Origin of the sequence: Acaricomes phytoseiuli DSM 14247 (genome assembly GCF_000376245.1) — a bacterium.
GTDB classification, from domain to species: Bacteria; Actinomycetota; Actinomycetes; order Actinomycetales; family Micrococcaceae; genus Renibacterium; species Renibacterium phytoseiuli.
This window is the reverse complement of sequence record NZ_AQXM01000054.1, coordinates 21,632-42,149: the sequence shown is the minus strand read 5'-3', so window position 1 is coordinate 42,149 and position 20,518 is coordinate 21,632. Positions and strand designations below refer to the sequence as shown.

Here is a 20,518-nt window from a genome sequence, read left to right as displayed (position 1 = left end):
GGTAGTTAGGTAACGTTCTTTCCTTCTAGGATAATCCCCCGCGACGCTAACCGAAAGCGGAAGGCTACCTTCCTTCACGCTTCTTAGTTCTTCCCTAGTTCTACTCAGTTCTACTCGGCTCTACTCGGCTCTACTCGGCGGGCGCCTCGGGTTCTCCTGCCCCATGCGACCATGCCCGTGACCCGTGGCCAGGTTTTTCCCGGCGCTGTTTCTGCTCTAGCAATCGCGCCGGCAGCATCGGCGTTCCCTGATACTTCCGGTGCACCTCATCCATGGCGGCCTCCGCAGCCCGCCAATTATCCTGATCGCGCTCCATGCTGAGCTGGATCGATGTCGTGGCTGCCGTCTCAAGACTTTCCGCCCGCAGCCCGATCAGCCTCACCGGTTGAGGGCGGCGGCCCAGGGCATCCAGTAGCTGCACCGCCTCCCGGTAAAGGATCTGCGCGCTGTCCACGGGAGCCGATAGCGTCCGCGAACGGCTGACCAGAGAGAAGTCGGCATACCGGAGCTTGAGTCCCACGGTGCGGGATAGCTGACCCGAACCGCGCAGCCGCTCACCGGTTCGATGCGCGAGCCGGAGCAGTACCCGTTGAAGCAACCCGTTATCATAGGTATCGCTGGCAAAGGTCTCTTCCGCCCCGATGCTTTTTTCTTCGCGCACCGGGGTCACCGGCCGCGAGTCGATTCCCCAGGACAAACGGTAGATGTGCTCACCGGTAGCTCCCAGGGCGCGGCGCAGCGCAGCCGGTGGGGTATGGGCGATCTGCTCCACCGTATGAACACCGAGGTTCCCCAGGATACTCAGGGTTTTCGCTCCGACTCCCCAGAGCGCCCGCGCCGGAAGCGTGTGCAGAAAAGCCACGGTCTCCTCAGCAGGAATCACCAGCAGGCCATCTGGTTTAGATTGGGTAGAAGCAATCTTCGCGACGAACTTGCTCTCGGCAAGACCCACCGAAGCAGTGATTCCCACGGTCTCGACGATCTTCTGGCGGAGCTGACGCGCCGTGAGCATCGGCGGCCCAAGCCTGCGCACCGTACCAGTGACATCCAGGAACGCCTCATCGATGCTCAGCTGCTCAACTTGGTCGGTGACGGACCGGAAGATCTCCATGATCTGAGCAGAGACCTGGCGATAGAGATGGTGTCTGGGCGGGCGCACCAGGGCCGCCGGGCACTGACGCAGCGCCGCCGCCATCGGCATCGCCGAACGGACCCCGAAGCGCCGTGCCTCATACGAGGCAGATAGGACAACGGATCTGCCCTCTCGGAAACCCACGATCACCGGCCGCCCCCGCAAAGAAGGGTCTTCGCGCTGCTCCACGGAAACGAAGAAAGCGTCCATATCGACGTGCAGGATCGAGCGGGCATCGGGCGACGAACCGGCTAATCGGGGCTGGATTCGCGGCGATGTCGGCCTTGCTGCTCGCTTCGGAGCGGGATCGGCTGCGGAGTGCTCGGGCATAACACTTTCATAATAGACAGGGCCGGTGACATCCTGAGCCGTCCTCAGCGAGCTGCCATCTTGAACTGCCGCCGTCGCTCCGGGAACGCTCCGTGAAAACCGGATGAACTAGACTGGCCAAATGCCTTACCGTACCTTCCGCTCCCCTGCCCAGCCGACTGCTGCCAGCGCGTCTTCTAGCACCTCTCAGGGCTCGCCCTGGCGCAGGCTGGGTGCCGGAAGCCTGCTGAGCCTGGCTCTGCTCAGCCCGGTCGTGCTGAGCGCGTGCGCACCCCAGCCCTCCGATACCCAGGTCAGCCCCGCTGCCACGCAGTCTGAGACCGCTGATTCGAGCGAGCAGAGCGCAAGCCCCAGCACCACTTCGGGCTCGGCTCAGCCCACATCTCAGGCGCAGGTCACCGTAGGTGCTCTCGTGGCAGGCTTCCCCACCGGGCTGCTCCCGGTGATGCCCGGATCCCAGGTCCGGCAGAGCGCTTACGATTCATCTCAGGATCCAGCGAGCGCTTCGCTCGTACTGACCACGAACGCTTCCGCCCAAGAAGTCACTGACTTCTACACCGAGGCCTTCAAGGGGCAGGGCTTCACCGCACTGTCCGGTGACGTCGTCGGGAGTGTGCCCACCCGTGACTTCGTCCGCGGAGGCGGCCAGGAGAGCGTGAGCGTTTCGGTGGTTTCGGATGAGGGTGGGAGCAGTAATACAGTGACGCTAGGCGCTAAAGTCGCCCCGGGGTCGTTGAAACAGTGAACTACCTGAAGTGATGAAAACTACCTGAAGTGATGAAGCAGTACTGAGATAGTTCCGCTGGAAGATTCCGGAAGCAGCGAGCAATAATATGCTGCAGATAAGAGACCTGCGAGGTGGCAGCACTGCGATGACAGAATCACGGGCAGCGGAGCCGGCTCGTTTCCGCTCTGAGTTCTCTGAGCAGCTCGATGACTTCCTCGGCTCGCAAGAGCGTCTCCTGGCCGATATCGCCCCGGAGGCCGTTGAGCTGGTGGATGCGATCCGCGCTCTGGCCTCCGGCGGTAAGCGCATGCGCGCATCACTGTGCTACTGGGGCTGGCGCGGAGCCGGTGGCGACGCCGATACCTTGCCCCTCATCGTCCGTGCCGGGGTGGCCCTGGAACTCTTCCAGAGCGCAGCGTTGATCCACGATGACATCATCGACGGTTCCGACCGTCGGCGTGGCGCGCCCAGCGTGCACCGCCGATTCGAGCAGGAGCACCGGCGACAACGCTGGGCCCTTGATCCGGAACGGTTCGGCGAAGCCGCAGCGATCCTGGTGGGAGACTTGTGCCTTTCCTTCAGCGAGCAGGTTTTCGCGTCTATTCGACCACCGGCCTTCACCGTCGGCAGCCGGGAAGCCGCTCTGGCCAGGGAGATCTTCGACACTATGCGCCGCGAGGTGATGGCCGGCCAGTACCTCGATATCTTCGAAGAAGTCGCTGGGGCATCCCGTGAACGGGAAGCGGCTGCGGACCGGGCGCGAATCATCATCCGTTATAAATCGGCTAAGTACTCCGTGGAGCGCCCGCTCGGACTCGGCGGAGCCCTGGGCGGCGGCAGCACCGGGCTGCTTGACGGGTATTCGCGCTTCGGGTTGCCCCTGGGCGAAGCCTTCCAGTTGCGTGATGACCTGCTGGGAGTCTTCGGCGATCCGGAGCAGACCGGCAAACCGGCAGGGGATGATCTGCGCGAGGGCAAACGCACTGTGCTTATCGGCTATGCCCTCCAGAGCGCCTCAGCAGCGGAAGCCGATCGCTTGCAGGAGAGCCTAGGCGATCCGGAGCTCAACGCCGCCCAGATCGACCAACTCCGGGAAATCATCACCAGCACGGGCGCGGTAGCCGCTACCGAGCGGCTTATCGCAGAATGCGCAGACCAGGCGCTGAGCGCTCTCAGCAGTCTGGACATCGACGAGATCAGCCGGCAGGCCCTGAGCGGCATCGCCCGGGCTGCAGTGCAGCGCACGTCGTGAACAGCACGTGCTAGACAAGCTGCCCTGGTTGCAGGTTCGTCGACGCTGCCTACCAGGCGAGGGCCTGAGCCCTTCGCCGGATCTCTGTCTTGCGGCCCTGGCGAAGCGCGTCGATGGGCCGCCCCGGCAGTGAAGGGTCCTCGCTGAACAACCAGAGCAGGGCTGAAATCTCATCGAAGCCTGCATCCGTCAGAACCGAAAGCGTGCCCCGGAGGCTTTCCAGCACTTCTCCCTCGAGCAGGAACTCTGCTGGGATGACTCGGATCTTAGGCTGTCCGATCCGCACTGCCACCAGGGACCCTTCCGAAATCAAGGTGTGCACTTTAGTGACTGGAATGCCCAGCAGCTCGGCCACATCAGGAAGCGGCAACCAGTTCCCGACGAGGCTTTCCAGCTCAGCCAGGCGCTGCTGCTGGGGATCAGAGGCCTGCTGAGTGGGCTGCGAAGCGGAATCGGGGCTTACTGGATTATTCACGCCCTCAGCGTGCCATATAATCCTGCCCGGTGTCATCAGAGCACCGGGCAGGAAGGCCTCGGGGCTAACGTCCGTGCCCGGGTGCCCGTGTTGGAATCAGTTGAAAAGCCTCCTCCCGTTAGGATCGGAGAGTGCATAGTAAGGTTCAGGAGCCTCTGGACGGTCTGCTGATCGACCAGAGATACAGGGTGCTGGGCAAGGTAGCCCGGGGCGGTATGGCCACGGTCTACCGCGCCCTTGACCTGCGCCTTGATCGCGAGGTGGCGATCAAGATCCTACATCCGCACCTGAGCTCGGATAACACTTTCCTCGACCGCCTGGGCCGTGAGGCGAAGGCCGCGGCCAGGCTTTCGCACCCCAGGGTGGTCGGCGTACTCGATCAAGGCGAAGAAGAGCGGGACGGGCAGCGTTTGGCCTACTTGGTCATGGAGTACCTGCCGGGGCACACCCTGCGCGATGTGCTCCGGGAGCAGGGGCCACTGACCCCGCGATTGGCCCTGGCCTACCTCGAGGCCGTGGTCGAAGGCCTCGCCGCAGCCCATTCCTCCGGTCTCGTGCACCGTGATATCAAACCCGAGAACGTCCTCATAGCTGATGACGGGCGCATCAAACTGGGTGATTTCGGCTTGGCCCGCGCGGTCACCACCTCGACGAATACCGGGACTCTCATCGGCACCGTGGCCTACCTTTCCCCGGAACTCGTCATGGGGCGGCTCTCCGATGCCCGCAGCGATATCTACGCGGTGGGCATCATGCTCTACGAGATGCTCACCGGCCGGCAGCCCTTTCAGGGCGAAGTGCCGATTCAGGTGGCTTACCAGCACGTCAACGCGACCGTACCGGCACCTTCCGAGGAGATCCCCGAACTCAGTGAAGACCTCGATGATCTGGTGCGCTGGTGCACGGAGCAAGACCCCGAAGACCGGCCGAATGATGGCACCGCGCTACTGGGTGAACTGCGGCATATCCGTAGCACGCTCAGTGACGAAGAGCTCGATACCGGCGGCTCGGAGCAGGAGTCCACGAACTCTCAGGACGGTCAGGGGCCGGGCCAGGAGACAGAGTTTCTCGGCACTCGCGGCGACACCGCGGTCACCACGGCTCTGACCGCGGCAGAGCATCCGACCGAGGCGATCGACGCACAGGGGTTCTCTGCGGTGGCGGACGGCCAGCAACTGCCCCAGACCATCGCCTTACAGCGCTATCCAGGCTATCCCGCTGCGGGCGTTGCCGGCGAGGGTGCCACGGAGTATGCGGAAGCCGCTGAAGAAACGACGATGAGCCCTCGCCAGGCGAAGGCGGCCCGCAAGCAGGCGGCGAAACAGGCTGCCAGGAATGCTGCCACGCCCGCTACGGCGTTGCGCCGGGGCAACCCTCGGCGGCGTGGCCTACTGATCTTGGTGCTCGTGCTCCTGCTGGCCTTGCTCGGGGCCGGGGCGGGCTGGTTCTTCGGCTCCGGCCCAGGAGCTCTGGCCACGGTTCCAGATCTGCGCAATAGCACCGCTACTGAAGCCAGCAGCACCCTCGAGCAATTGGGATTCCGGACCACTACCCGCCAGGTCAATGACGAGACGATCTTGGCAGACCGGGTGATCGGCACTGAACCGCCGGCGAATTCCGAGCAGCGAAAGTTCATGGGAGTGGTGCTCACGGTCTCCAAGGGCCCCATGCTGTACGCGGTGCCGCAAGCAGTGGGCCAAGATCTGCAAGCCGCTCAGGCCGCTCTCGAGAACGGTGACTTGGCCTTGGGTCAGGTCACCGAGCAGTATGACGAGAACATTCCCGTCGGGCAGGTCATCAGCCAGAACCCTTCCGCTGGGGAGCAACGGCGCGCGGGAAGCAAAGTCGACCTCGTGGCCTCCCAGGGACCGCGGCCGATTCCTGTGCCCGGTGTCGTCGGCAAGACCCAGGATGCAGCCATCACGGCATTGCAAGCGGTGGACTTGACGCCAGTAGTCGCACCGGAGCAGGTCAACGATGCGAAAGTGCCGGCCGGTTCTGTGGTCTCGCAGAATCCTGCCGACGCCCAAGTCAGGAAGGGCACGGAAGTCACACTGGTGATCTCTAAGGGGCCGCGGATGGTGCAAGTCCCTAGCTTCATCGGCAAGCAGGCTCAGCAAGCCGCAGAGGAGTTGAAACGGCTCAATCTGGAGGTCAAGATCGATGAGGTCCTGGGAGGCTTCTTTGGCACCGTGCGCGCCCAGGATCCGGTGAACACCTCTGTGCCGGAGGGCAGCGTGATCACCCTGACCGTGGTCTGAAGCCGGTCAGGGCGCGGTTTTGCCCACTGCGGAGCTCCCGGCTGGCCCCTCAAGATTCTCAAGGCATCGCCTGATCCGGTTCTGCCGGGTGGCCTCGGTGCGCGCCGTGACCACCCGGTGAATCACGGCATAGCGATCACTCCGGCTCAGTCCTTCAAAACGCTCGGCGAGACCGGGTGAAGCGCGCAATGCCATAGCGAGATCCTCGGGCACCTCCGCTGCAGCCTGGCCCGCATACGCCTGCCCCCAGCGGCCATCGGCTTGAGCCCGGTCGATCTCCTCCTGCCCACGGGCGCGCATCCTCCCGGCCTTGATCAGCGAGGTGACGATACCGGTATTGCGCAGAGACCATACCGAGGCGGCTCGGCGCGGGGTGAAATGCTGCTGGAAGACCGCACGGTCGACGGCCTGACGGCGGCCATCGATCCAGCCGCTGCACAGAGCCTCTTCGAGCGCCTGCTGATAGTTCAGCGAGGTCGGATCCGAAGTGCCCTTCTTCGCCAGGATCAGCCACACCCCTGCGGACGCTGACTCATTGCGCTCCAGCCAGGTGCGTCACGCCGCAGCGTCGGCGACCACGAGCTGGGGTACCGGCTCCACCGCCGTTAGGCCTGCTGGGCCAGTGCGCCCGAGACCAGGAAGGCCATCTCCAGCGACTGCATATGGTTGAGCCTGGGATCACAGACGGACTCGTAGCGACTCAGGAAGGCTTCCTGGTCCACCGGATCGGCTCCGCCCAGGCATTCTGCGACATCGTCACCGGTCATTTCCACATGCAGGCCGCCGGGGAATGTGCCGAGTTCCCGGTGCACTTCGAAGAAACCGCGCACTTCCTCCATGACATCGTCGAAGCGGCGGGTCTTGTACCCGTTCGGCGAAGTCACCGTGTTGCCGTGCATCGGGTCGGTCACCCAGAGCACCTTGGCCCCGGACTCGGTGACTTTCTTGACCAGGGCCGGCAGTTTCTGCCGGATGTTCTGGGCACCCATCCGGGTGATGAAAGTCAGCCGCCCGGGTTCGCGTTGCGGGTCCAGGACGTCAATGAGCCGCAGCGCATCATCGATGCTGGTCTGCGGGCCGAGCTTGACTCCGATCGGATTGCGCACTTTGGACAGGAAGTCCACATGGGCACCATCGAGCTGCCGCGTCCGTTCACCGATCCAGAGGAAGTGACCGCTCGTAGCATAGGGCAATCCGGTGCGGGAGTCGATGCGAGTCAGCACCCGCTCATAGTCCAGCAACAGCGCCTCATGGCTCGCGAAAAACTCGGTGCGCTTGAGCGCTTCGAAGTCCGAGCCGCACGCCTCCATGAACCGGATGGCGCGGTCGATCTGCGCGGCCAAGGACTCGTAGCGGGCGTGTGCAGGATTCTGTGTGAATCCTTTATTCCAGTGATGTACGAGACGCAGATCCGCGAATCCACCCTGGGTAAAGGCCCGGATCAGGTTCAGCGTCGAGGCCGAAGTGTGGTACCCCCGGACCATCCGGGAAGCATCGTGTCGGCGGGATTCTGAGGTGAACTCGTAGCCGTTGACCATATCTCCTCGGTAAGCGGGCAGGGTCACGCCGTCACGGGTCTCCATATCCGAAGAGCGCGGCTTAGTGAACTGCCCGGCCATCCGACCCATTTTTACGACCGGCAGGGAGGCGCCGTAGGTCAGCACCACCGCCATCTGCAGGATGGTCTTGACCCGGGAGCTGATCTTGTCTGCGGTTGCGCCGTCGAAGGTCTCCGCGCAGTCCCCGCCCTGGAGCAGAAAAGCTTCCCCTGATGCCGCAGCAGCAAGTCGCTCCCGCAGGACATCGACCTCACCGGCGAAAACCAGTGGCGGAAGCGATGATAGCTCGTGGAGCGCGTCTTGATACGCCTCCGGATCAGCCCAGGTGGGCTGCTGCAGGGCCGTGAGTTTGCGCCAGGCATCGAGGTCCGGCATCGCATCCAGGGAGCTGAGAGAAGAATCTTGAAGTTCGCGCACACCCTAAGCCTAGTCCGTGAAGGCGCAAGGGGTTACCGACCGGCTGTACCGGGCCCGCGAATTTCGTCACACAGCACCGGAGCGCGGAGCCTCTGCGGAATCCGCAAGCTGCTCAGGCGCGGCCGCAGCAGCCTTCATCGCAGCGGCATAGACGTCGACATAGTCCTGGCCGGAAAGCCGCATAAGCTCGTACATGATCTCATCGGTGACCGCGCGCTGGACGAAGGGATCCTCGCTCATGCCGTGGTAACGGCTGAAGTCCAGAGGCTCGCCGAAGATCACGCCGACTCTACGGATATTAGGAATCCGCCGGCCGATCGGCTGAACCTTATCGGTGCCGATCATCGCCACCGGGATCACCGGCACCTCTGCGCTCAGTGCCAGCTTCGCCACTCCCAGCTTCCCCCGGTAGAGCTTTCCATCCGGGCTGCGGGTCCCCTCCGGATAGATGCCCAGCAGTCCGCCGTGGACGAGCACATCGGTTCCGGTGTCGAGAGACTGCGCCGAGGCCGCACCTCCGGAGCGGTCCATCGGCAGCTGATTGGTCATCCGGAAAAAGAGCGCGGTAAGCCGGCCTTTGATGCCACGGCCGGTGAAGTAGTCCGATTTGGCAAGGAAGACCACCGGCCGAGGAACCATCAGCGTCATGAAGATTGAATCAGAGAAAGAGAGGTGGTTGCTCGCCAGAATCGCAGCGCCATGGGCGGGCACATGATCCAGGCCTTTGGTCCACGGTCGGAACAGCAGTCTGAGCAAAGGGCCGAGGACAATACGCTTCATCACCCAGTAGAACACGTGGCCTGCCTCTCCCCCGATATCGCTGCCGTTTCTGCTGCGTAAGCACCGGCCGCGACTCTTCCGGAGCGTCGGAGCCCGGCCTGCACAAAAAGCATAATGCACCCGCCGAACTGAACACTCAGCTGGAGCTCCTCGAGCTGGAGAACTCGATGGCTGGATAGACTATTCTGAGCAGGATCTTGAGCGAATCACAGTTCAGGTCAGTTCAGCACCGGCCCCGCATCATGGAGATACCGTATGGCCCATCAAGCACTGCACGCCCCTTTGCACCGCCGAGGGCACGGCGGGCTGGCACGCTACGGGGTTGTACTATCCCATGGCTTCACCGGTTCGCCAGAAAGCATCCGGCCCTGGGCCGAGGATCTCGCCGAAGCCGGCTTCACGGTATCGATGCCACTGCTCACCGGCCACGGCACCCAGTGGCAGGATCTCATCGACGTATCCTGGCAGCGCTGGTACACCGATATCGAAGCGGCTTACTTGGATCTGGCGAGTCATTGCGATGCCGTCTTCGTCGCGGGGCTGTCCATGGGCGGGGCCCTCGCGCTCCGCTTAGCCGAACATCACCCTGTGGCCGGGCTGGCACTAGTGAATCCGGTGATGGCAGTGGATTCTCCGCTGGCCGGGCTCGCCGGGCTGCTCCGGCATATCGCGCCGAGCGTCCCCTCGATCGGCGATGACATCCTGCGGCCCGGGATGACTGAGTATGCGTATTCGCGCACTCCCGTGGCGGCCGTGCGTCAGCTGTGTCTGCTGCTGAAGGACACCCGTCCGAAGTTGTACAAGGTGCATGCCCCTCTGACCCTGTTCCGTTCCGAAGTGGACCACGTGGTCAGCCCCCGATCCAGCAGGATCATCCAGGGCCGGGTCAGCAGCAGAGAGGTGCGCACCATCGTGCTGCGCAACAGTTACCACGTGGCTACGCTGGATCACGATGCGGGCGAAATTTTCTCCCGCACGAAATTGTTCTTCCAGGAAATCACAGAAACCATCCGAGCACTGCTCGATTTGGAGAGCGCGGAGGAGAAGCATGGCTGACCGCCCCGATGACCGGGAACGTTCAGAGCCCTCGGAGGGCACGGGAGGCGCTGAGGAGCAGGCCTGGCAAGATCTCGTGGGCCGACTGCGCTCGGATCCGGATAGCGCGATGTTCGCGATCCCTGAAACGAGCGCAGAGGACTCCGACCGAAGGCCGGATGAGCCGGCTGAGGAATCACGGCGCTTCAATGATTTCGACCCATTAGGGGTTCACCGCCCCCCGGTCAACAACTTCCCGGAACACAGCACGGATGCCGGCTTCACAGACCCCGGAATGGGGAAGCACGCGCATGGCCCCAGGGATTACAGCCTGGCAGAGGACGCCGATGATGAAGAGTTCGAGCCGCCGATGCCCACGCCGTTAAGCGCGGTTCAGCCGGCCCTAGTTCTGGTGTGGACCGGCGCGGCGGGCGCGCCGATCGCTTTGCTGTTCTGCGCGCTGTTCTGGAGAACTGTTCCCGCAGTGGTCATCACCGCTCTGATCCTGGCTTTCCTGGCAGGCGTCGGTTACCTGATCTACCGGTTACCGGCCAATCGCAAGCGTAGTGACGGCGATGGAGCCGAGGTCTGAACTTACCCTCAAGGATCGGCTCTAGAGTGCCGAAGCAGTTCCGGAGTATCCGGATCAGGACGCAGGCTGGCGGGAGAGATCCGCCGCCCCGATCAGCCCGGCATCTGGGCCCAGTTCCGCGATAGTGATCTCGGCTTCGGGCCTGAAGCCGCGCCCCGTGAGGTGCCTGCGGAAGGCGCGCCGGGTCGGGGCCAGGAGCAGTTCGCCGGCCTCGCTCAGACCGCCGCCGATCACAAACCGGCCCGGATCCAGCGCCGCGGCGAGGTTCGCTAAACCCAAGCCCAGCCAAGAGCCGATGTCCTTCATCAGCTCGATCGATGTCGGGTCACCGCCTCTGGCCAGCTCCGTGACTACCGCACCGGTGATCTCCGCAGGGACGCCGTCGACCGCCCGGAGCAGTTCCTGGGCCACCGGGGAGTTGGCCTGGGCCAGTTCCCGGGCCTCCCGCCCCAGGGCGTTGCCCGAGGCGTACTGCTCCCAACAGCCTCGATTCCCGCATTCACAGCGATTCCCACCCGGCATGATGATCTGATGACCGAACTCCCCGGCCACGCCGAAACGGCCTCGTTCCACCTGACCGTCCATCACCACGGCTCCGCCGATCCCGGTGCCCAGGGTGATGCAGACCATGCGGCTCTCTCCCCGGCCAGCACCGAACTTCCACTCCGCCCAGGCTGCAGCATCGGCGTCATTGCTGAGCGCGACCGGTCGCTCCAGCAATTGCTCGAGATTGGCGCGCAGCGGTTCGTTGCGCCAAGCCAGATGAGGGCTGAAAAGCACCGTACCGCCCGCCAAATCTATCCAACCCGCTGCCCCGACCCCCACCGATGCGATTCTGGCGGCTCCGGTGCCGGGCGCTACCCGATGGTCCGCGCTCAGCTCGGTGACGAGTTCGAGGATGGTCCGTTCCACGCCCCGGGGGTTGTGGCCTTCCGTCGGGCGACGTGCCGAAGCTAGAATCCGGCCCTGACAGTCGACTACTCCGGCGGCAACTTTGGTGCCGCCGATATCGACGCCGATGGCCAGCGGCCCGGAAGCATCACGGGGGGCTGAATTTTTACTCATACGGCCCGTCGAAGGCGATATCGGTGTGCTCATCAGGGATCATTCTAAGAGGAGATCTCGCGATGATTTCTGTTCTCATCGGCATTGGTCAGCGCGGGACGGTATGGCAGACTACAAGTTACCGGCCAGTAATCTGAAGGTTCGCTCGAAGCAGCGCTCCGTCAGCCCCTGGACCGGCCGAAGATATGCAAGGGAGCTATCGTGCAGGAAATCACCGTTCCACCGGCAACTAAAGTATCCGAAACCGCTAACTGCACCAGTTATGTCGAGAAAATGGCTCAGGAGACCCCTGAACGGGCGATCTTCGCGGTACCTGATGGTTCCGGCGGCTGGCGGGATATCAGCGCTCGGGATTTCCGTGAACAGGCCATCGGTGTGGCGAAGGGGCTGATTGCCAGCGGAGTGCAGCCGGGCGACCGGATCGGGATCATGTCCCGGACCCGCTACGAATGGACTCTAGTGGATATCGCGATCTGGTACGCGGGCGCGATATCGGTGCCGATCTACGAGACCTCCTCCACCAGCCAGATCGCCTGGAACATCTCGGATTCCGGAGCCATGGGGGCTTTCGGTGAGGCGGAGAGCCACACTGATTCGATCCGACGAGCGGTTGAAGCCGAGGGCCTGGACCAAGTCACGGGAGTCTGGAAGATGACCGATGGCGGCCTGGAAGCACTGCGGGATGCGGGTCGGGAAGTACCCGACGCCGAGGTCGAAACCCTGCGCTCCGGCCCTGGTCTGCGAGATGTAGCCACCGTCATCTACACCTCCGGAACCACCGGCAAACCCAAAGGCGTTGAACTGACGCACGGCAATTTCATGGAGCTATCGGACAACGCACTCGAAGTCATCGATGATTTCATCGTGACCACAGAGGGCGCGCAAACCATCATGTTCCTACCGCTGGCTCACGTTTTCGGCCGTTTCATCTCGATCCTCAACCTAGCCGGCGGCACACGCGTAGCGCACAGCCCGGACTTCAAGAACCTCCTGGATGATTTCCAGAGCTTCCAACCCACCTACATCCTGGCTGTGCCGAGGGTTTTCGAGAAGGTCTACAACTCCGCGGTACTCAAAGCCGAGTCCGACGGCAAAGGCAAGATCTTCGGCAAGGCCGTGGACACCGCTATCGCCTATTCCCGAGCCGAAGAATCCGGCCAGGTGCCCTTGGGCCTGAAGACCAAGCACTGGCTGTTCTCCAAACTCGTCTACAGCAAGCTGCACAAGGCCATGGGCGGGAGCCTTCAGTACGCGGTTTCCGGCGGCGGGCCGCTGGGCGAGCGGTTGGGGCACTTCTTCCACGGCATCGGGCTGACCGTGCTGGAGGGCTACGGACTCACCGAGACCACGGCCCCAATCACCGTGAACCGTCCCGATGCGCTGAAGATCGGAACCGTGGGGCAACCACTGCCCGGGAACGCGGTCAAAGTCGCCGAAGACGGCGAGGTGCTGGCCAAGGGCGTCTGCGTCATGCAGGGCTACTACAACCGCCCGGAGCTCAACGATGAGACCTTCGAAGACGGCTGGTTTCGCACCGGGGATATCGGCGAGCTGGACGATGAGGGCTTCCTGCGGATCACCGGCCGCAAGAAGGAGATCCTCATCACCGCCGGCGGCAAGAATGTGGCTCCGGCCCAGCTGGAAGACCAGATCCGCGCCGATGCCCTGGTCTCGCAGTGCATCGTGCTCGGTGACGGAAAACCCTTCATCTCTGCCCTGATCACTCTGGACTCGGAGGCGCTGCCGCAGTGGGCCGAGCAGCACGGCCTGGCCAAGGATATCGAGGTGGAAGACGCTATCCGCGAGTCAAAGGTTCTGGAATCGATCCAGGCCACTGTGGACCGGGCGAACGAATCCGTTTCGCATGCCGAAGCCATCAAGTCCTTCCGGCTCGTCCCCACGGACTTCTCCGAGGCCTCAGGGCACCTAACCCCCTCGCTCAAGATCAAGCGAGCTCAGGTCCTCAAGGATTTCGACGCTCTGGTCGAGGAGATCTACTCCACACCGAAGCCGGAGAAGCCCGCCGGCGAGTGAGCAAAGGCAAAGGCCCCGGTTCTGCCGGTGACTCCAGATCTGGAGTCACCGGCAGAACCGGGGCCTTTGAAGCGTCAGAGCCCTTGCAGCTCGTCAACCACCAGAGCGGCAAGCTCCACCGCTGCCACCCTGGTCTGCGGGCGCAAGCGGTTGAGCTGAATCTGGCTACCTTCTGCCAGGTGACGATCGTAAGGAAGCCTCAGCACCGCTTTCACGCGTGAGGTGAAGTGCGATTCGATTTCATCCACATCAACCTGGATGCCATCTCCAGCAGCCAGGTTGATCACCACGACGGCGCGGGAGACGAGATCCTGCCTGCCATGTGCTTCCAGCCAGGACAGCGTCTCCGAAGCAAGTCTCGCCTCATCCACGCTCCCGCCGGACACCAGGACGAGGGCGTCGGCTTTCTCCAGCGTGCCCTTCATCACGGAGTGCACCATGCCCGTGCCGGAATCGGTGAGGACAATCGAATAATAATGATTGAGGATATCGGTGACCGCGCGGTAATCGGCGTCGTCAAAGGCCTCCGCAACCGCAGGGTCCGTATCCGAGGCGAGAACATCCAGCCTGGAGCCATCCCGGGAAACATAAGCGGCGAGCTTCGCCAAGGTATCCACATCAAATCGGTTCTTGAGCAGCTCCCGCGCGGTGTAGTCGGCACGACCGGGAGAGCGATCGGAGAGCGTGCCCCGATCCGGGTTCGCGTCCATCGCGATCACCCGGTCTTCGCGCATCTCGGCGAGGACCAGGCCCAGCAACATCGTGACCGTAGTCTTGCCGACGCCGCCTTTACGGGAGAGCACCGGAACATACCGCGTGCGCTCTCCTAGCCGGCTGGCGACCCGGTGCGCTATGACGCGGTCCTGGCGGACCTTGTCCGAATCGCCCAGGTTGACGTAGCCGAAGCTGGCTTCATAAACCCAGCGCCGCCAGCCGCCCACCGGAGGGGTGTCCCGGCCGCTGAGCAGCCGGTCCGAAGTCAGCGCAGCCGCAGGTTCCGGCTTGCTGGGCTCGTGCGGTCTACGGACAGAATAGTGCCCGGATCCGTCAGTAGTATCCGCAGAATGCGCCTCCGAGGCAGCTGAGGATTTTGTTCCGTTTTCGCTCGAAGAGCCGCGCGGCTGCCAGCCCACATACTCGATCTCGGCGGCACCGCTAACGTTCTGAGATGAGCTCTGGTTCGAGCCATCCCCGGCCCGGTGATCCGCTGAACCCTCCGGGGCCTTGCGTCGCCCGGTACCGGGAGGGGGCTCGGGCAGGTTGGTGGGAAGTACCACCGCACCGGCGACAGCACCGGTACCCGCCGGATCAACGATACCGGCCGGGCCGAGCAACGCGGGCGCAGCCTGCGGCTGAGTCTCCTCAGTCTCTTTAGCCTCCGGCCCGGGATCATCCCCCGGCTTTTGCTCGGTTTCCTCCAGCTGAGCGTCTTCCTCGTCAGCCATAGCGCTCTTTCTCCCTCCTGGCGCTCCCGGCCAGCCCATACAAGCGACGCGGAAGAGCTTCCAGCGTCAAACAGCAAACACCATAGCTTACGTTATCCGGGCGATCGATGCCTAGGGCCGCTGAGCAGCCAGAGGATCACCCGTCTTCCACCACCAGCAGCAAGTCGCCGCCCTGAACTTGCTCGACGGCCCCGATGGCGGTGCGACGGACCGCACCGGAGACCGGAGTAGTGATCGACGCTTCCATCTTTATCGCTTCGATCGTGGCGACGGTCTGCCCTGCGCTCACCTGAGCGCCTGCCTCCACAGCCAGGGTCACTGCGCCCGCGAAAGGCGCGGCGATCTGGCCGGCTGCCACCGGATCCGCTTTTTCCGCGGTCTTGACCTGGGATTCAATGCTGCGATCCCGCACACTCACCGGACGCGACTGGCCGTTGAGCGTGCACATGACGGTACGCATACCGCGTTCATTGGCTTCCGAGATCGCCTCGAGCGAGGCAATCAGCCGCACTCCCTTACCCAAAAGAATGATGTGCTCGTGGCCGCGCTGCAGCCCGAAGAGGTAGTCCCGGGTGTCCAGCACTGAGATATCGCCGTGTCGCTCCCGTACTTTGGCGAATTCCTCGGCCGGCCCGGGGAAGAGCAGCCGGTTGAGCGTCGCCCGGCGTTCCTGGGAGCTCCCGTCGAGGCCTGCTCGGTCCTCCGCGCTGAGCTCCGCTTCCCGGACTTTGACCTCGCGGCCTTCGAGGGCCTTGCTGCGGAACGGCTCCGGCCATCCCCCGGGAGGCTCCCCTAGCTCTCCAGAGAGGAAACCGATCACCGAATCCGGGATGTCGTATTTCTGCGGGTTCCGCTCGAAGTCTTCCGGATCTGCCGTAAGCCCCACCAGGTGCAGAGCGAGATCACCGACTACTTTTGAGGACGGGGTCACTTTCACCAGACGCCCAAGGATGCGATCGGCAGCCGTATACATGTCCTCGATGGCCTCGAAGCGCTCGCCGAGACCAAGCGCGATAGCCTGCTGACGCAGATTGGATAGCTGACCGCCGGGAATCTCGTGCTGGTAAACCCGGCCGGTGGGGCCGGGCAGCCCCGACTCGAACGGGGCGTAGACGCGCCGCACGGCTTCCCAATAGGGCTCCAGGGCCCCGACTGCCGTGAGGGGAGATCCCGGTATCCCGGGGAGTGTGCGCCAGCGCCGCGACCAGCGCCGAGGCCGAGGGCTGGCTCGTGGTGCCGGCGAGAGCGGATGAAGCGACATCGACGGCGTCGGCAGCGGCTAAGAGCGTCGCCAGCTGACCGCCTGCGGTGTCGTGAGTATGCAGGTGCACCGGAAGGTCGAAACGTTCGCGGAGCGCGCTGACCAGTTTCGCTGCGGCGGCGGGCCGCAGCAGCCCTGCCATGTCCTTGATCGCCAGGATATGCGCCCCGGCATCGACGATGCGCTGGGCCAGCTCGAGGTAGTAGTCGAGGGTGTAAAGCTCTTCGGCGGGGTCCAGCATATCGGCGGTGTAGCACAGGGCCACCTCCGCAACCGCGGTCCCAGTCTCGCGGACAGCGCGAATCGCCGGTTCCATCTGACTGACGTCGTTGAGCGCATCGAAGATCCGGAAAATATCGATGCCGCTGCTAGCTGCCTCTCGGACGAATGCTTCCGTGACTTCTTCCGGGTACGGCGTGTACCCCACGGTATTGCGGCCGCGCAGCAGCATCTGCAGGCAGATATTCGGTAGCGCCTCGCGCAGGGCGACGAGCCGCTCCCAGGGATCCTCGCCCAAGAACCGCAAGGCGACATCATAGGTCGCCCCGCCCCAGGCCTCCACCGAGAGCAGTTGCGGCGTCAGCGCAGCGACCGCGGGAGCGGCCGCCACGAGATCCCGGGTACGAACCCGGGTAGCCAGAAGGGACTGATGGGCGTCTCGGAAGGTCGTATCCGTGACCTGAAGTGCCTCCTGCTCACGCAGCCAGCGGGCAAAGCCTTCCGGCCCCAATGCCCGCAGCAACTGCCGCGAACCCTCCGGGACCTCGATCTGAGCCAGTTCCTCGGCGCTGGGAAGCTTGAGCGCGGGATTGGCATGAGCAACCGGTTCGCCGTGCGGTTTGTTGACGGTGACATCGGCCAACCAGCTCAGCAGCTTAGTGCCCCGGTCCGCAGAACCTCTGGCGCGCAGCAGCTCGGGACGCTTTTCGATGAAGTCCGTGGCGACATCCCCTGCGAAGAACGCCGGGTCATCGAGCACGGCCTGCAAGAAGGGGATATTCGTGGCGACTCCGCGGATTCGGAACTCGGCGAGAGCCCGGCGGGCTCTCGCCACCGCTGCCGGGTAGTCTCGACCACGGCAAATGAGCTTGACCAGCATCGAGTCGAAATGCGGGCTGATCTCAGCCCCGGGGTAGACCGTGCCGCCGTCCAGCCGGACGCCTGCACCGCCTGCCGAACGGTAGCCGGTAATCTTGCCGACGTCGGGCCGGAAGCCGTTGGCAGGGTCCTCGGTGGTGATCCGGCACTGCAACGCAGCCCCCTTGACCGTCACTGTCTCCTGACTCAGACCGAGTTCGGGCAAGGTAGCGCCGGCGGCGATGCGCAGCTGCGCCTGGACGAGGTCCACATCAGTGATCTCTTCAGTGACCGTATGCTCCACCTGGATCCGTGGGTTCATCTCGATGAAGACGTGCTGACCGGCCCGCTCCCCTGCGGTATCGACCAGGAACTCCACGGTGCCGGCGTTGACATAGCCCAGCGCCTTGGCGAAAGCCACCGCATCCCGGTGCAGCGCCTGCCGAATGCTGTCATCGAGCTCTGGCGCCGGGGCGATCTCGATGACCTTCTGGTGCCGCCTCTGCAAAGAACAGTCGCGTTCGAAGAGGTGAATGATATTGCCTTCGGCGTCCGCCAGGATCTGCACTTCGATATGCCTCGGGCGCAGTACCGCTTGTTCGATGAACATCGTGGGGTCCCCGAAGGCGGCATCCGCTTCGCGCATCGCCGCTTCCAGCGCCTCCGGCAGCTCTTCCCTGACCTCAACACGCCGCATGCCGCGGCCACCACCGCCTGCGACGGCCTTGGCGAATACCGGAAAGCCGATCTCGTCCGCGGCGGACACCAGGTAGTCCAGGTCCTGGGACGGCTCTGAGGATTTCAGGGTCGGCACACCGGCTTGCTTCGCAGCCCGGAGCGCGGAGACTTTGTTGCCAGCTAATTCCAGGACATCCGCGGGCGGCCCGACGAAGGAGATCCCAGCTTCAGCTGAGGCCCGCGCCAGCTCCGGGTTCTCGGAGAGGAATCCATACCCCGGGTAGATCGCATCGGCTCCGGCTTCTTTGGCGACCCTGATGATCTCCGGAATGTCCAGATACGCCCGGACAGGGCAGCCTTCTTCTCCGATCAGATAGGCTTCATCGGCCTTCTGCCGGTGAATCGAGTTGCGGTCTTCATAAGAGAAGACCGCAACAGTGTGAGCACCGAGTTCGTAGCCGGCGCGAAAAGCCCTGATCGCGATCTCACCCCGGTTGGCCACCAGAATCTTGGAAAACATCTGCCTCCCCGTCCTCAGCGCATCTGCGCTGCGGAGCCAGCTTATCGGGTCACCCGTAGAAATAGCAGAAACAGCAGAAATACGAGCCTCAACCCCCGGCTACGCCTATGATGGTGGAGTCCGGGAGCCGCGATTAGGTGTCCACCGGATGCCGTGGCGGCTCAAGACAGACCAGAATCGATCGGTTGGGATCTACGTGCAGGTTGTGAGTATCAGCTCGCTCAAGGGCGGCGTCGGTAAAACTTCTGTGACCCTAGGCCTGGCATCTGCAGCCTTGGCTGCGGGGGTGCCGACTCTCGTCGTGGACTTGGACCCGCATGCTGATGCGACAACTGGCTTAGGCGTCCATACCGGCAAGCATCAGGACATCGGCAGAATGCTCGAATCACCTCGCCGTGCACGTCTGGCCGACCATGTCACAGCATCGGCCTGGGTAGGGCAAGCCTCGCAGCAGCGGAAGGAACCCGCGGTGCTGGATGTCGCCAGCGGTTCAGCCTATTCCGGGATCTTCGATCGACCGGATCTGAGTCGTCGTAATCTCCGCAGGCTCACTACCGTACTTTCCGGCCTCGACGCCTCGGAGACCGCGCCCTATGAGCTGGTCCTCATCGATTGCCCGCCGTCGCTCAACGGTCTCACCAGAATGGCCTGGATGGCTTCTGAGCACGTGCTCCTGGTTGCTGAGCCGGGTTTATTCTCCATCGCTGGAACCGAGCGGACCCTGCGCGCCATAGAACTCTTCCGCCAAGAGATAGCTCCTGAGTTGAGCCCGGTGGGCGTGGTTGCAAACCGGGTGCGAAACGGTTCCGCGGAACACGATTACCGCTTGGAAGAGATGTCGTCGATGTTCGGTTCCCTGCTCTTGACGCCTACCCTGCCGGAACGGGCGAATTGGCAGCAGATCCAAGGGGCAGCACGTTCGGTGCACCAGTGGCCCGGTGAGACCGCGCAAGCCGCAGCTGCGGATTTCGACGCGCTACTGCAACAGATCCTCGCGGAAGGCCGTTAGCCTCCGTCCCCAGCAGCCCTAGGGGCACTGGGTAGGGATATCAGGAGATGTTCCGGGCTGCGCGGCGCTTGCTGAGTTCGTCATCGGGGAAGCTCTGATCCGAGGCCTGCTCGCTCGGCAGTTCGGAAAGGTTGGTTTCGATCTCTCGCCAGACTTTTCCTACTGCGATGCCGAAGACGCCCTGGCCGCCTTGGACGAGATCGATCACCTCATCGGCTGACGTGCATTCGTAAACCGAGGCTCCGTCGCTCATGAGCGTGATCTGCGCAAGATCGTCGACCCCGCGTTCGCGGAGATGCTCCACGGCGGAGCGGATCTGCTGCAAGGAGACTCCGGTGTCCAGCAACCGCTTGACGACCTTGAGCACCAGGATGTCGCGGAAGCCGTAAAGACGCTGCGATCCGGAACCAGCAGCGCCGCGCACTGTGGGCTCGACCAGCCCCGTCCGCGCCCAGTAGTCGAGCTGCCGGTAGGTGATACCAGCAGCTTTACAAGCAGTCGGGCCCCGGTAGCCTGCGTCATCATCAAGCACGGGAAGGTCTTCAGAGAAAAGCAAACCCTGGGCACCTGAGATGGCGCTCCGGCTGGCGGCATCTTCGAGCTCGCCGGCTTCGCTTTTCAGACTCACGTAGACCCTCCTTATCAAAGCTCCCTGGGGAAGTGCTGCCAAACCGAGGCCGCATGACCACCGGGACGCAACGGAAGAAAAAGCATTTCCGGTGCTTCTAGTGTGACGCGGTTCGCCAGGACATGCAATGGGAACTGTCTGATTCGACGTTAGAACCGCAAAGGTCCAAGGTCAAAGAGGCGGGCCACGAAAGCTTCGGCGTGTCGAAAGTTTCACCTTCTACTTGAAGGTAATTCCAGCC

Annotated in this window: 15 protein-coding genes and 1 pseudogene; 7 read left to right on the top strand and 9 right to left on the bottom strand. The window is 63.4% G+C overall.

The window, feature by feature from the left end; translation table 11 throughout:
* Positions 1-130 precede the first annotated feature (130 nt).
* Positions 131-1,462, bottom strand: coding sequence for a DNA polymerase IV (gene dinB, locus C501_RS0105675; RefSeq protein WP_018134664.1), 1,332 nt, complete (start codon positions 1,460-1,462; stop codon positions 131-133).
* A gap of 121 nt (positions 1,463-1,583) precedes the next feature.
* Between dinB and C501_RS0105670 the strand changes: the two genes are divergently transcribed.
* Both C501_RS0105670 and C501_RS0105665 read left to right on the top strand, forming a co-directional pair.
* Positions 1,584-2,207 (top strand): hypothetical protein, encoded by a 624-nt coding sequence (locus C501_RS0105670; RefSeq protein ID WP_018134663.1) that lies wholly within the window; start codon positions 1,584-1,586, stop codon positions 2,205-2,207.
* A gap of 127 nt (positions 2,208-2,334) precedes the next feature.
* Positions 2,335-3,441 (top strand): polyprenyl synthetase family protein, encoded by a 1,107-nt coding sequence (locus C501_RS0105665; RefSeq protein ID WP_018134662.1) that lies wholly within the window; start codon positions 2,335-2,337, stop codon positions 3,439-3,441.
* Between the two features lie 49 nt (positions 3,442-3,490).
* On the opposite strand, the gene C501_RS0105660 is transcribed toward C501_RS0105665, so the two are convergent.
* A complete protein-coding gene (locus tag C501_RS0105660) occupies positions 3,491-3,844 on the bottom strand; it encodes an Rv2175c family DNA-binding protein (RefSeq protein WP_026174653.1) in 354 nt (117 codons plus the stop codon).
* Between the two features lie 203 nt (positions 3,845-4,047).
* Here C501_RS0105660 and C501_RS0105655 point away from each other — a divergent pair, with 203 nt between their 5' ends.
* Positions 4,048-6,177 (top strand): Stk1 family PASTA domain-containing Ser/Thr kinase, encoded by a 2,130-nt coding sequence (locus C501_RS0105655; protein WP_018134660.1) that lies wholly within the window; start codon positions 4,048-4,050, stop codon positions 6,175-6,177.
* 6 nt (positions 6,178-6,183) lie between these two features.
* Here C501_RS0105655 and C501_RS12675 read toward each other — a convergent pair whose 3' ends face one another.
* The 3 genes from C501_RS12675 to C501_RS0105640 all read right to left on the bottom strand — a co-directional run bounded on the left by C501_RS12675 (position 6,184) and on the right by C501_RS0105640 (position 8,948).
* A complete protein-coding gene (locus C501_RS12675; RefSeq protein ID WP_018134659.1) occupies positions 6,184-6,693 on the bottom strand; it encodes a YdeI/OmpD-associated family protein in 510 nt (169 codons plus the stop codon).
* An 89-nt stretch (positions 6,694-6,782) separates the two neighbouring features.
* Positions 6,783-8,111 carry a class II 3-deoxy-7-phosphoheptulonate synthase gene (locus tag C501_RS0105645; protein WP_018134658.1) on the bottom strand — a complete coding sequence of 443 codons (1,329 nt, stop codon included), beginning with the start codon at positions 8,109-8,111 and terminating at the stop codon, positions 6,783-6,785.
* Between the two features lie 108 nt (positions 8,112-8,219).
* Positions 8,220-8,948: a lysophospholipid acyltransferase family protein gene (locus C501_RS0105640; protein WP_018134657.1), complete on the bottom strand. Its 729-nt coding sequence runs from the start codon at positions 8,946-8,948 to the stop codon at positions 8,220-8,222.
* Between the two features lie 240 nt (positions 8,949-9,188).
* Between C501_RS0105640 and C501_RS0105635 the strand changes: the two genes are divergently transcribed.
* Together C501_RS0105635 and C501_RS12670 are read left to right on the top strand one after the other, a co-directional pair.
* Entirely contained in the window at positions 9,189-9,989 is an 801-nt protein-coding gene (locus tag C501_RS0105635) for an alpha/beta hydrolase (protein WP_018134656.1), read from the top strand.
* Positions 9,982-10,560 (top strand): hypothetical protein, encoded by a 579-nt coding sequence (locus tag C501_RS12670; protein ID WP_018134655.1) that lies wholly within the window; start codon positions 9,982-9,984, stop codon positions 10,558-10,560. Before C501_RS0105635 ends, C501_RS12670 begins: the two co-directional genes overlap by 8 nt.
* Before the next feature lie 54 nt (positions 10,561-10,614).
* Here C501_RS12670 and C501_RS0105625 read toward each other — a convergent pair whose 3' ends face one another.
* Complete coding sequence (locus C501_RS0105625) at positions 10,615-11,625, bottom strand: ROK family glucokinase (RefSeq protein WP_018134654.1); 1,011 nt, start codon at positions 11,623-11,625, stop codon at positions 10,615-10,617.
* 201 nt (positions 11,626-11,826) lie between these two features.
* Between C501_RS0105625 and C501_RS0105620 the strand changes: the two genes are divergently transcribed.
* The gene (locus C501_RS0105620; protein WP_018134653.1) at positions 11,827-13,659 is read left to right on the top strand and encodes an AMP-dependent synthetase/ligase; all 1,833 of its coding nucleotides are present in this window, start codon (positions 11,827-11,829) and stop codon (positions 13,657-13,659) included.
* 74 nt (positions 13,660-13,733) lie between these two features.
* On the opposite strand, the gene C501_RS12665 is transcribed toward C501_RS0105620, so the two are convergent.
* Together C501_RS12665 and C501_RS12660 are read right to left on the bottom strand one after the other, a co-directional pair.
* Positions 13,734-15,104: a MinD/ParA family ATP-binding protein gene (locus C501_RS12665; RefSeq protein WP_018134652.1), complete on the bottom strand. Its 1,371-nt coding sequence runs from the start codon at positions 15,102-15,104 to the stop codon at positions 13,734-13,736.
* A gap of 136 nt (positions 15,105-15,240) precedes the next feature.
* Positions 15,241-18,640: pseudogene (locus tag C501_RS12660) on the bottom strand (pyruvate carboxylase).
* Positions 18,641-18,836: 196 nt separating this feature from the next.
* Here C501_RS12660 and C501_RS0105605 point away from each other — a divergent pair.
* Positions 18,837-19,649, top strand: a complete 813-nt coding sequence (locus tag C501_RS0105605; protein WP_026174651.1) for a ParA family protein — start codon at positions 18,837-18,839, stop codon at positions 19,647-19,649.
* A 40-nt stretch (positions 19,650-19,689) separates the two neighbouring features.
* On the opposite strand, the gene C501_RS0105600 is transcribed toward C501_RS0105605, so the two are convergent.
* Positions 19,690-20,277 (bottom strand): MerR family transcriptional regulator, encoded by a 588-nt coding sequence (locus C501_RS0105600; RefSeq protein WP_018134650.1) that lies wholly within the window; start codon positions 20,275-20,277, stop codon positions 19,690-19,692.
* Positions 20,278-20,518: the final 241 nt, after the last annotated feature.

Bases quoted from the DNA above. Each gene is read 5' to 3' on its own strand.
- dinB (WP_018134664.1), bottom strand. From the start codon at position 1,462: ATGCCCGAGCACTCCGCAGCCGATCCCGCTCCGAAGCGAGCAGCAAGG.
- C501_RS0105670 (WP_018134663.1), top strand. From the start codon at position 1,584: ATGCCTTACCGTACCTTCCGCTCCCCTGCCCAGCCGACTGCTGCCAGC.
- C501_RS0105665 (WP_018134662.1), top strand. From the start codon at position 2,335: ATGACAGAATCACGGGCAGCGGAGCCGGCTCGTTTCCGCTCTGAGTTC.
- C501_RS0105645 (WP_018134658.1), bottom strand. From the start codon at position 8,111: ATGCCGGACCTCGATGCCTGGCGCAAACTCACGGCCCTGCAGCAGCCC.
- C501_RS0105635 (WP_018134656.1), top strand. From the start codon at position 9,189: ATGGCCCATCAAGCACTGCACGCCCCTTTGCACCGCCGAGGGCACGGC.
- C501_RS12670 (WP_018134655.1), top strand. From the start codon at position 9,982: ATGGCTGACCGCCCCGATGACCGGGAACGTTCAGAGCCCTCGGAGGGC.
- C501_RS0105625 (WP_018134654.1), bottom strand. From the start codon at position 11,625: ATGAGTAAAAATTCAGCCCCCCGTGATGCTTCCGGGCCGCTGGCCATC.
- C501_RS12665 (WP_018134652.1), bottom strand. From the start codon at position 15,104: ATGGCTGACGAGGAAGACGCTCAGCTGGAGGAAACCGAGCAAAAGCCG.